The organism is Hyphobacterium sp. CCMP332 (assembly GCA_014323545.1).
Taxonomy (GTDB): Bacteria; Bacteroidota; Bacteroidia; order Cytophagales; family CCMP332; genus CCMP332.
Map to the genome: position 1 here is coordinate 2,458,802 of CP058647.1, position 13,258 is coordinate 2,472,059.

Genomic DNA, 13,258 nt, shown 5'->3' on the forward strand with positions numbered 1-13,258 from the left:
TAACCCCTCTTTATTATGTCTCACCCTAAGAAGTTCTCCCTTTTATTTGTCCTTTGCTTTTTTCTATTCAATGGAGCTGTAAAAGCACAGAGCCTTAAGTGGGCCAAATCTATGGGAGGGTCATTTAACGATGATGGTCTCTCTATTTTTGTTGATGGGGCAGGTAATGTCTATACCACCGGGTTTTACTGGGGTTCTGCAGACTTTGATCCGGGTCCGGGACTCTTCATCCTCACGTCTGTAGGGGGGCAGGATATATTCGTACAAAAACTGGACTCATCTGGTAATTTCTTATGGGCAAAATCCTTTGGTGGGACTTCAACGGATGAAGGATTGTCTATAGCGGTTGATGCATCGGGTAATGTCTATACTACCGGGTTTTTCCGTGGAACCGCAGACTTTGATCCAGGTCCGGGAATCTTCAACCTTTCTTCCGCAGGAGATGATGATATTTTTATTTTAAAATTAGATGCTTCGGGTAATTTCCTTTGGGCTAAATCCATCGGAGATTTTAGGTTCGATGCTGGTAACTCAATCACTGTCGATGCCGCCGGCAATGTGTATACCACAGGGTCATTTGAAAGGACAGTAGATTTTGACCCGGGGCCCGGCATCACCAATCTTACCTCCAACGGAAATCCTTCTGATATTTTTGTTCTGAAACTGGATGCCTCAGGTAATTTCCTATGGGCCAAAGCCTTTGGAGGGACTGATTATGATGATGGCCGTTCTATCAAAGTAGATGCCTCCGGTAATGTCATTTCCATCGGAGAATATGAGGGAACGGTGGATTTTGATCCTGGTCCGGGTACATTTAACCTTACTTCTGTCGGAGATAAAGATATTTTTATACTGAATCTGGATTCTTCAGGGAACTTCAATTGGGCTAAATCTATTGGAGGGGCATCAGAAGAAAGGCGCAGTTCAATAAGTTTGGATATAGCCGGAAATATATATGCTACAGGAATTTTTACGGGAGTGGCAGATTTTAATCCGGGTGCTGGAATTTTCAACCTAACACCATCTGGGAATGAGGATGCCTTTGTCCTAAAGCTGAATGCCTCGGGCAATTTCCAATGGGCGAGATCAGTAGGTGGACCCCAATTTGATGAAGGTAATTCCATCGATGTAGACGCTTCCGGAAATGTCTATACTGCGGGTTTTGCTGCGGGAACGGTGGATCTTGACCCGGGTCCTGGAATCCTCAATGTATCAGGGGGCTATGTACAGATTCTGGGTAACTCCGGCAACTTCATTTGGGCTGCAGGAATGGGTAGTAATTGCTATTCAGTCAAGGCTGGAACTTCTGGAAATTTTTATACCACAGGAAATTTTACTGGGACAAGAGATTTCAACCCTGGTCCGGGAACCTCCAATCTGACTTCAGCAGGGGGTAGAGATATTTATGTGCTGAAATTAGGACCCTGTGTTCAAACTTCATCGGTGGAAACTATATCAAGCTGCAACAGCTACACATGGCAGGCAAACGGACAGACCTATTCTGGTAGTGGAAGTTATAACTATACACTCACCAACGCAGCAGGCTGCGACTCAGTACTTACGCTAAATTTAACTATAAATAATTCAACATTTGCTACAATTTCTGAAAGTGCGTGCTCTAGCTATTTATCACCTGCAGGAAATACATATTCCACTTCTGGTACATATATTGATACAATTCCTAATACAGCGGGATGTGACAGCATTATCACCATTAACCTCAGCATACAAAACTCATCAAGTACAATATTCCCTGTAGTCTGCGATTCTTATTTATCTCCTTCAGGATTGACTTATTCTTCATCGGGTGTTTATTCAGATACTATTCTTAATTCAGTTGGATGCGATTCTGTTATCACGATTAACCTAACAATTAATTCAAGTAGTGGAGATAGCATTAATCCGACGGCTTGCACTTCGTATTTATCCCCGGCTGGAAATACTTATACTGCTTCCGGATTATATTATGATACTTTGTTCAATTCTTTTGGTTGCGACAGTATTATTACAATTAATCTCAGTATCGTTCAACCAACGACTAGTTCAATTTCTCCTTCGGCATGCCAGAGCTATTTGTCCCCCGGAGGCAATACTTATTCTTCCAGCGGGACATATACAGATACAGTACTTAATTCATCTGGTTGCGATAGTATCATTACAATAAATCTGACCATCAATTCACTTCCTTCTTTCATGACGATAAACGTCATCGACCTGGAATGTTACGGAGATAATGACGGAGAAGCACTATTAATTCCAACTGCGGGCCCAGCACCTTATTCTTATTATTGGTCAGGTCCAACGGTGGAAAATGGCCCATTTCAACAAAATCTGCACGCCGGAACCTACTATGTACAAATGACCGATGCTAATGGATGCATCTATACAGATTCAGTTGTTATTAACAGCCCACCGGAAATTGTTCGATCCTTTAATATCTTTTCTCCAACCTGTGGTAATTACAACGGAGCAATTGACCTGACGGCGAGTGGTGGTCTGGGAAGCTTGAGCTATCAATGGAACACCGGAGCTACTACAGAAGATATTAATTCCATAAATGCCAATTTTTATACCGTTTCAATTACCGATTCCATTGGTTGTGTAGCTATTGAAGGTATTCCCGTTAGTTCTCAGGGTGGACCTTCTTTGAGTATTAATAATATTATTTCTGTTTCATGTTATGGCTTGAGCGATGGAGCTATTGATGTCGACATTTCGGGCATTTACCAGGTGTCTATATGGGCAAATGGAGGCACATCTGAAGACTTATCTAATATTCAGGCAGGACCTTACCATTTGATAGTTGCTGATACTCTTTCGGGTTGCGTTTCAGTACTTAATGCATTTGTACCTCAGCCCGATCCAATTTATCTGGATGTAATTACAACTACAAGTATTTGCAATGATTCAACGGGAACAGCAACACTCAATATGCTTGGCGGAAATGGGGGAGGTACTATTACCTGGTCAAATGGAAGTTCAGGAAATACGGTGAATGCTCTCGCCGCAGGAGTATATTCAGTCAATTACAGTGATAGTAAGGGATGCTCTGATATGAGTAATTTTGCCATTTCAGATGCTGGAGCGCCATTGATATTCCTTGATAGCATAATTAATGTACCATGTGGTGGAAGTACGGGCGAAATTCAGCTGACAACAACTGGAAATGTTGCACAAAATGTCTATTCGTGGAGTAATGGTTTGGGAACTGAAGATCTTACAGGTGCAGGTCCCGGAACATATATCTTAAATGTCACCGATCCAGTTGGGTGTCAGTCATTCTTTGTAGATGATATTGAAAGAATTCCTGCTGGAGTTCCAAAATACTGTCATACTATGTTTGACAGCATAAGCCAGAATAATATTGTTCTCTGGGACGTGCCGGTTAATTTATCCCGACTTGATCATTATTCAATTTGGAAAGAAAGTTCTCAAGCAGGGTTTTATCAGAAAATGGGTGAGACTAATAATCTTTCGGCAGGAATATATTACGATACTTTAACCAATCCTGATGCTTCATATGCACGCTATAAGGTAAGTGTAGTTGATTCTTGTGGATTAGAAACCGTGCTTTCTGCACATAAAAAAACAGTTCATCTAACACAGAATTTTGGAGTCATTCCTAATACAATAAATCTCAATTGGGACAATTATGAGGGATATCCCCTAAATACATGGTTCATATATAGAAACTCACAGGCTCAGGGATGGGAAATAATTGATTCTGTTCCGTCAAATTCATTTTCCTATACTGATCAACCACCTTTTCAGTTATCTGATCCGGAGTTGTATTATGTAATCAAGGCGGGACTTCCATTGACCTGTAATCAGAATTACCACATGGTAAGATCGAATAATTCAAATAGCAGCAATGTTATGATTAATCTTGACCATACCCCAACGGATCAAATACTACAGATTTATCCTAATCCTACCAGGGATGAAATTTATTTGAAATCGAATCATAAAGGGCCTTATAATCTTGAGATTTATAATTTGCAGGGAAATCTAATTCTCTCTAAACAGGATTTACATGAAATGGAAAACTTGTCAATATCCAATCTTCCTTCAGGAAGTTATTTTATCAAAATTGAGTCCGAGAAAAATAAATGGATAAAAAAACTAATAAAACATTAAGATAATTAACTTGGAATATATTTTACATGGAATTGAACTCAATTACCAAATGAAACTTTACATACGTACTTTCTTTCTCCTCTTTATATTCCTAAGCTTAAATCATACCAATTCGCAAGCGCAATGTGGGTTGCTTTCAGGATCCACAACTGAGAATTTTACTACGAACGGAGTTTGTGGCCCGGTTACGGCAAACTGGACCTTAACATATGATTTTATTTCACCGGTAGATCCTAGTAAAGTTTATATTCAGTTTACATGGAATGATCCTGCAAATACAGTCAACATATTAGCGACAACAGCCAATGGCTCAAACACTCAATTTACGGGCAGCGATAATTTTTCTTATCCTGTAGGCATGAATTGTGATTATAGTCCAAATGCGGTATTACTTTATGACCTTGCCGGAGACGGGCCTGGTGCGGGAGATATTTGCAGCTCTTCAATCATTAACAAAACCGTAGCTTCATGGGCTGATGATAATTCGTTTACGGGAACTGTAGCTGTAAGTCCTGCAAATTATGAAGTCTGCTCTAATCAGAATATAAATGGATTTCAATTTCAGGATAATTCAACACCAAACTGCAATGCAATTGTTTCACCCGCATCTCCAAATGAATTAACTAGATGGATTCAATTTGTATACGGTACCGGTTCCGGTCCTTATATTCCTTCTCTTACTTTGGATACCGGTGGAGGAACTGTGCAAATCACGGATGGCAATGGCTCTTTGTTAAACACTTTTTATGGTCCTGTAATTGAAATATTAGTCCCTGTCACCCAGGCACAATTAAATGAATTGAGTTATCCCATTTCATTTCCGTCAGGAGCAAATGGAGGAGATGAATTTGAAATCACACTTAGGAACTGGAATATCTGCAATGCTTATGATTCACTTCCTTTTGACGGAGTGCCACCTATCGACCCGGTTAACGGCGATAATCCTTCAGTAACAGCTACTGCCTCAATAGTAATTAATTCCACTCCGGGATTTCAAGTCAGCAATGTAAATTCCCCTTCATGTAGCGGGTTTAATGACGGACAAGCATTTTTAGCACCGACCGCCGGATTGCCTCCTTTCAGTTATTTTTGGACAGGGCCACAAAATGAAACAGGTCCCGTACAGCAAAACCTTATTGCCGGAACCTATTATGTGACAATGATTGATGGAAATGGTTGCACTAAATTAGATTCTCTAATTATTTCACCAGCTCCGGCGATCACAAGTTCATTTAATGTTACAGATGCTAATTGCAATGCCTTTGATGGAGTCATTGATCTCACAGCAGGCGGAGGGACGGGGACACTGGAGTTTTTATGGAACAATGGTGAAATAACAGAGGATATAGACAGCCTGATTTCCGGTTTATATGTAGTCACTATTACTGACCAAAACGATTGTGAGCATATTGCTTCGGCGATCGTTAATTCAATTGGGGGGCCAAATCTAATTTTAGATAGTATAAATAATGTGACTTGCAATGGGGGTAGCGATGGTGACATTTTCGCTTCATTAAGCGGCACCTATCAAATAGCAGTATGGTCTAATGGATTTACCACAGATGATATTTCCGGTTTACAGGCAGGCCCCTATCAATTGACAGCAATAGATACCCTATCCGGTTGCAATTCACTTTTGAATGTTAATATATCTGAACCGCTTCCATTGCAGCTGAACATCAGTGTTGGAAATGCAAATTGCAATGCAAGTGATGGACAGGCTTTGGTAAATGTGACAGGAGGAAATGGTGGTTATCTTTATAATTGGAGTACCGGTGGAACAAGTAATGCGATTTCAAACCTCTCTGCCGGTTCCTATTCGCTATCCGTTACAGACGGAAAAGGCTGTACAAAATCCAAAAATTTCACTGTTTCTGAAATAGGTGCTCCTCAAATCATTCTCGATTCAATTGTAAATCCGGATTGCGGTGCGAATTTGGGTTCAATATTTATTAGTGCCACAGGTGATACTACCGGGTATACTTATAATTGGTCAAATGGCTCTACTAATGAAGATTTGGTTTCTGTGCCACTTGGCAACTATGATTTGATAGTTACAGCACCCAATACCTGCAAGGCTTTTTATAATGCGAGCATTCAAAGTAAAATTCCTCCGACACCTCAAATTTGTTTGGTTACTGTGGATAGTGCGACAGGTTCAAATCAGGTAGTTTGGGAGCGGGGATCCAATAAAGATAGATTTGATTTTTACAAAATATGGAGAGAAAGCACTTCCGCGGGAGTTTATCAGCTTATTGGAACAGTTCCGGCAGATAGCATTGGTTTATTTACAGATTCTGTATCAAACCCATTGATTAAAGCTTATAGGTATAAATTATCTGTGGTGGACACCTGCGGAAATGAATCAAATAGATCCTTAGCTCATAAAACAATACACCTGCTTCAAAGCTTTGGCGTACAAGCCAATTCAATTAATTTGAATTGGGATAATTATCAAGGATTTTCGTATTCGACTTTCTTTATTTATCGAAATTCTCAGGCAAGGGGCTGGGAAGCGATTGATTCACTTGCAGTAGGATTAGGAAACAGATATACAGATATACCTCCCTTTCCAAGAACTGATCCTGAATTGTTTTATGCCATTTTAGTCAATAATCCTGATAGTTGCGACCCAAATAAGGATTCGGACTATACTAAAACCAGATCTAATCCTTCATCCGGAATATATTCACCTCCTTTAATTAGTAATATCAATAATGAATATTTAAATAGATCTGTAATATACCCTAACCCGGTTGATAACACTTTGTTTATTAAGAATTTGCAAATAAATGAGAATTATTATCTGGAAATAATAAGTATTCAGGGAAAACCTATCTTTCAATCAACTATTAATTGCAATGAAGGGATTGATGTTTCAGAATTAAATACCGGTGTTTATTTTTTAATTATTCGATCCAATAGTTCTACTCAAATCACTAAGTTCACAAAGCACTAACTATTAAAGTAATCACTGATTATTATCTAAAAGGTTAATCTGCCCATAGCAAGATATTACTTGTATTAATCTTTATGCCCTTATTTGTTTTTTGAAACAATGAATTTCGATCATTCAAATTTAAATTTTACATTTATCAACTGTCAAACTGGCTATGGACCTAAAAGATTGACCATTTAAAATGAGGTTTTTATTCTTTTTAATATTGTTTGTTTGGAATTATTCTATGTTGGCTCAGCCCTTTCATAAATCGGGACGTTTGCCTCTTTATAATATTTCACCGGACGAATATCAACTTAAACACCCTCAAAACCATTGCATATTAGTAGCTTCTGATGGTCTGGTATATGTCGGGAATAATGGAGGTTTATTGGTTTATAATGGAGTTGAATGGAGTAAAGTTTACAATCAAGAAAAAAAAATACTTGCTCTTGAAGAAAGCTCTGACAAAATAATTTTTGCTGGTGGCGAAAACGAACTGGGCTATATACAGGAAAATGCCAAAGGTGAAATGGAGTACAAATCCCTGCTTGATGAAATCCCCGATTCATTAAGAAGTTTTGGCCGAATGAATCTTATTAAAGCCTTAAATAATTCATTATTCATTATTTGTGAAAACCGAATTTTTGAATTCCAATCAAAAAAGTTAATCGCAGTAAGTAAGAAGTTAAATTTTGGTGGATGTTTTACTTTTCAAAATGATTTATACATCAATGATATTGGGAAAGGACTTTTAAAATGGAATGATCAAGAATACATTGAATTCGATGGTGATTATGTATTTAGTAAAGGGTCAATCTTCAAAATTATTAATAATGCAATAGTTTCATTTGGCTCAAGTAGAGTTATAATATTTTCACTTCCAGAAAAAGGTAAAGCAGTACAAAAAGAAATTATAGACTACGAATTTTCCAATTCGCCAATAAGTATAAAAGATGTTTTAGTCTACAATAACAATGTTTTATTTGGTACTGAAGATGAAGGACTTTTAATAATTGATGAAAACTTTCAACTGTTAAAGCGAATTAACTCTGCCAATTCAGAATTGCAAATTGACTTTATTAGGAAAATGTTTATCGATTCATCAAGTAATTTATGGCTTGCGCTGGATAAAGGCGTTTCTGTGATTGATCTCAATTCACCTTTTTCAATATACAAATCATCCGAAAACCTGAGAGGAATGGTCAATGATGTGATAAAATTTGAAAACTCAATATTTGTTGGTGGCTCACAAGGTCTTATTAAACTAGACATTCAATCAGAAAATAAATTTGTCACAGCTGTAGAAGTTACGGGAGAATGTTGGTCTTTGGAAGTAATAAATGATCTTAATGATAAGTTAAGTTTTGCAACTGATAATACAATTGAAATATTAAATGAAAGTGGATATGCTGATACCATTTTAGGGGCTCTTCCATGGGATATTGCTCATTCAAAATACAATAAAAATAGAATCTGGATTGGAAATGATGATGGGGTCATTACTTCAATATTAACCAATGGGAAATATGAAGAAGAGTTTAAAAACAACACAATTCAAAAACAGATTCGTAAAATCGTTACACTAAAAAATGGAGATGTTTGGCTCGGTGCAAGAGGAAAAGTTGCAGGAGTTTATTTTATAAATGAAACTAATCTTGATACCTCAATCATTTCAAATCCCAAATTTTATGACTCAACTTATGGGTTTCCAAATGTCCCTTATGTTTTCCCTTTTTTGATTCATGATGAAGTATTTTTTGCCACAACAAGAGGTATTTTTGAATTTGATTCCATGTCAAATACTTTTAGCAAATCAGACAAATTCAAACACCCATTTAATTTACAAGAGAGAAATATTTTAAATATGTATCCAGCAGGCAAGAATGCTGTTTGGCTCACATCAAAAGACAGAGATGCTGAATCATTTCAAAATGGCATTTATAATTTTGAAACAGGAGAATGGGTATATAAACCGTATATGGATTTAAGCAGTGCAGTACAATTTTCTGCTTATTACGATTCTGTAAATCAAGAATTGTGGGTCGGGGGCTCAGAAGGATTATTCAGAATCAAGAATTTAAATCCTAAACCAATAAAATCTTATACAGCATTTATTAGTCAAGTCAAATATGACCCGGATTCCATATTGTTTGGTGGTCATGTATTTGAAGGGTTTATCAATAATACCTATAACTACAGTAAAAAACCCTTGCGTTTTTCATTTAGCGCAAATAGCTACAAACGCAAAGATGATCTGAAATTCAAATATATGCTTGAGGGATTCGATGAAGTATGGACTGACTGGAGTGAAGAAGCTGAAGCCGTTTACACCAACCTACCGGGAGGTTCATATACCATGCGCGTAAAAGCAATTGATTTTTTTGAAAATGAAAGTGAAGAAGCCAGTTTTTCATTTACCATTTTACCGCCCTGGTATCTAACTACCTGGGCCTATACGCTATATTTCTTTGGGTTTATTGGTTTTGTATATGCTGCGATTCGCGTTTCTACCATTAGCCTTCAGAGAGTTATTAAGGAAAACACAAAGGAAATTGTTGCACAAAAAGACGAAATTGAAGCAAAGAATACCGTTCTGGAGAGTCAAAAGGGTAGGATTGAAAAACAGAATTTAAATATTTTGGACAGTATTCGCTATGCAAAACGAATTCAGATGGCCACACTTCCTGCCGAAGATAAAATTCAAAAGTCCGTAGAAAATGCCTGGGTCATGTACAGGCCTAAAGATATTGTGAGTGGGGATTTTTACTGGCTGGAAAATTACAAGGATGAGAAAACTGAAAAAACACTAATTGCTGCTGTAGATTGTACAGGGCACGGTGTTCCCGGAGCTTTTATGAGTATTATTGGATACAATGGATTAAACAGGGTGGTTAGAGAATATCGCTTAAACAGGCCGAGCGAAGTACTCGATAGACTCAATGAAATTATCACTACCACTTTAAATCAACAAGGAGCTCAGCGAGAAGAAATTAAAGACGGTATGGACATGTCCTTATGCTCTCTCGATAGAAAAAATTTAAAATTGGAATATGCAGGTGCGCATAATTCACTGTATGTCATAAGAAAGGGAGAAGAAAAACTAATTGTCGATGGCGAAGCGCAAGCTTCAATCATGAATGACAAAGGCCATAATCTGTTTGAAATTAAAGCCGACAAACAGCCAATAGGTGCTTTTGAAAATAGAAAGAATTTCACCAATCACGAAATTCAACTTTTGAAAGATGACATGATCGTATTATTTACCGATGGGTATGCCGATCAGTTTGGTGGGCCAAAAGGTAAAAAGTTTTTCTACAAACCTTTTAAAAGATTACTTTTGAGCATAGCGGATGAGGATGTAATAAAGCAACATGAAATCATTGAAAATACATTTAATGATTGGATTTCTTATCCTGATTCCAATGGAGACGCGCACGAGCAGGTGGATGATATTTGTGTAATTGGGGTAAGAGTTTGAGATAAATCAATTTTGAATAAAATATATTAATAGATGCCAAAAACTTTAATACTTGTAGGTATGGGACCCGGGAATGGTGCCGCCCTGGCTAGAAAATTTGGTAAGGAAGGTTATAAGATATATATGATCGGCCGAACGGAAGAAAAGCTGGCAAATTTTAAAAAAGAACTTGAAGCTGAAAAAATTAAAGCCGATTATAAAGTAGCCAATGCAGCTGATGAAGAACATTTTCGCCTGGCTTTTAAGCACATATTTTTAGAGCATGAAAGTCCGGAAGTATTAATTTATAATGCAAGCGTACTCAAACCAAGGATACCTTCTCGCTTAATTCCCGATCATGTAGTAAGAGATTTTCGCACCAATGTTGTCGGAGCAATAATTGCGGCGCAGGAGGTCTTGCCTTCTATGAAGAAAAAGAAAAAGGGGACCATCCTGTTTACAGGCGGAGGACTAAGTATTAATCCACATTTCGAATATTCCTCTTTGGCGATTGGGAAAGCAGCCTTGCGAAATTTTACATTTTCATTAGAGCAGGAGTATAAGGATTACGGTATACATGTTGCAACAATTACTATAAACGGGATGGTGAAAAAAGGGACCAAATTTGATCCTGAAAAAATAGCAGAAGAATTTTGGAAACTTCACAATCAAAAGGAGAAAGATTGGGAGACAGAAATCATTTTTGAATAATCCCATTTTTGAACTGTTGAAACAACCTGATTGAATATTCTTGTAAAAACACTCTTTGGCCTTGAAGAGATCCTTGCTGAGGAATTGAGAGAGCTGGGGGCAAAAAACATAAGAAAGACCCGAAGAGCTGTAAGTTGTGAGGGTGATATTGAATTTCTATATGCGGCAAATCTTCATTTGCGGACAGCCCTAAAAATCCTTGTTCCATTATATCAATTCGATGCCTCAAATGAAGATGAATTATACAATAAGGTAAGCCAATTCGACTGGTCAAAGTATATAGATTTAAGCCAGACCTTTGCGATAGATAACACAGTTCGCTCAAGTATTTTTCAACATTCAAAATATGTGGCTCTCAAAGCCAAAGATGCAATAGCCGATCAATTCAAAAATAAATTTGGTAAGAGACCAAATGTCGATATACATAATCCCGATATACAATTGGATATCTATTGTTCGGAAAATCATTTTACAATCTCCATTGATAGTTCCGGGGAAACCTTAAACAGAAGGAAATATAGAGTGACCGGACATGTTGCGCCATTAAATGAAGTTTTGGCGGCCGGAATGATCAAATTAAGCGGTTGGACAGCTGAAAAGCCACTGATTGATCCTATGTGCGGAACAGGTACAATATTAATTGAAGCGGCAATGTTGGGACTAAACATCCCTCCACAATGGAAAAGAAACTATTTCTCATTTATGAACTGGGAAAACTTTGACAGAGACCTTTGGGAAAAGATAAGAGCAGATTCTGAAAAAGCGATTCTAGAAAAAGAATTGTCAATTGAAGGCGGTGATTATGATAAGAAGGTTCTGCAAAAGACGGAGGAGACCATTAAGGAATTAAATCTAGAACGACACATAAAGCTAAAACACAGCAGCATGGAGAGAAATAAGACAGAGCTAAAAAATGGCTTTGTGATAATGAATCCACCCTATGGCGAAAGACTTGACAGTTATGATATAAATGTCTTTTATAAAGGGATAAGCGATGCGCTTAAAAATAACTTTCAGGGTTTTGAAGCCTGGGTATTGAGTTCTAATATTCAGGCCCTAAAACATTTAAGACTTAAACCTTCAAAAAAAATTGTCTTGTATAATGGATCTCTTGAATGCAGATTTCAGAAATATGAATTATACGCCGGTTCAAAAAGAAATTAATATGCGATTGATTACAGTAATTTTTTGTCTTGTTCATTCAATAGATTCATTCTCACAATTGGGCGCGCACGATGTCTTGCAGACCTATAAAGGGAAAGATCTCAATGCCCTTCAACCCATTGAGGGGAATCCAATCATTAAAAAAATAGTCCAAAAAAGAAAAGGGATAGAAGTGATCAGTACAGAAGGTGAAAAAACTTTTAAAGTCTGGGATGAAATCGAAACTATTAATTTTGGTCATAACGAATATCATTTGGATATGGACTTAAATGGTATGTCATTGTCAATTCTTTATAAACCCTATCCCTACACCAGCAGCGAACAAATACTTCAATACGGGATTGTAAAAGTTCCCGATTCACTCAATTCCAGCTCCTTAAATTATTATAAGATCATCTTTTTAAAAGATTTGGTGTTTGAGTAAGCTTATTCGCTTCACTCATACCTATAAATTCAAAGATTCAAGTTTTTAACTAGTGAGGGGCCAGGCAGTAGCGCCAGCTCCCGACGACTCTAATGCTATCAGAATTATTCGTAGAAAACTCTGATTTTAATTTTAGGATTGGCTCCGCCGATCCCATTCATGATATCTTGTGCAAACAAAGCCTACCTCACCTGGATCGGTTTTTTTCGGATGTTCCAAGGAATAAGAAAAATGATAGGAGGGATGATGAAATATCCCATTTTGGGTGGGCATGCACTGAATGTTACTGCTATCGCAGTACCCATTTTTTGTTTAATGAAGCTCTTTGAAACAAAATATCAATCGCATCCTTAAACAAAAAATCCCGGGCTTTCACCCGGGACTCATTCAGTGCAGAGGAGGAGAGGACGGAACGTAAAGAAAA

At 37.5% G+C, this 13,258-nt stretch carries 6 protein-coding genes; all 6 read left to right on the forward strand.

Going from position 1 to position 13,258, the window contains the following annotated elements; translation table 11 throughout:
- The first annotated feature begins 15 nt into the window (after nt 1-15).
- The 6 genes from HZR84_10795 (at nt 16) to HZR84_10820 (ending at nt 12,834) form a co-directional block, all read left to right on the forward strand.
- Complete coding sequence (locus HZR84_10795; protein QNL22406.1) at nt 16-4,137, forward strand: T9SS type A sorting domain-containing protein; 4,122 nt, start codon at nt 16-18, stop codon at nt 4,135-4,137.
- Nucleotides 4,138-4,186: 49 nt separating this feature from the next.
- Nucleotides 4,187-7,096, forward strand: coding sequence for a T9SS type A sorting domain-containing protein (locus tag HZR84_10800; protein QNL22407.1), 2,910 nt, complete (start codon nt 4,187-4,189; stop codon nt 7,094-7,096).
- Between the two features lie 181 nt (nt 7,097-7,277).
- On the forward strand, nt 7,278-10,556 hold the full coding sequence (locus tag HZR84_10805) for a SpoIIE family protein phosphatase (protein QNL22408.1): 3,279 nt from the start codon (nt 7,278-7,280) through the stop codon (nt 10,554-10,556).
- Between the two features lie 33 nt (nt 10,557-10,589).
- Complete coding sequence (locus HZR84_10810; protein QNL22409.1) at nt 10,590-11,246, forward strand: SDR family NAD(P)-dependent oxidoreductase; 657 nt, start codon at nt 10,590-10,592, stop codon at nt 11,244-11,246.
- Between the two features lie 30 nt (nt 11,247-11,276).
- Nucleotides 11,277-12,410, forward strand: a complete 1,134-nt coding sequence (locus tag HZR84_10815) for a class I SAM-dependent RNA methyltransferase (protein QNL22410.1) — start codon at nt 11,277-11,279, stop codon at nt 12,408-12,410.
- Nucleotides 12,379-12,834 carry a hypothetical protein gene (locus HZR84_10820; protein QNL22411.1) on the forward strand — a complete coding sequence of 152 codons (456 nt, stop codon included), beginning with the start codon at nt 12,379-12,381 and terminating at the stop codon, nt 12,832-12,834. The genes HZR84_10815 and HZR84_10820 overlap by 32 nt, the downstream gene beginning before the upstream one ends.
- The last annotated feature ends 424 nt before the right edge of the window (nt 12,835-13,258 follow it).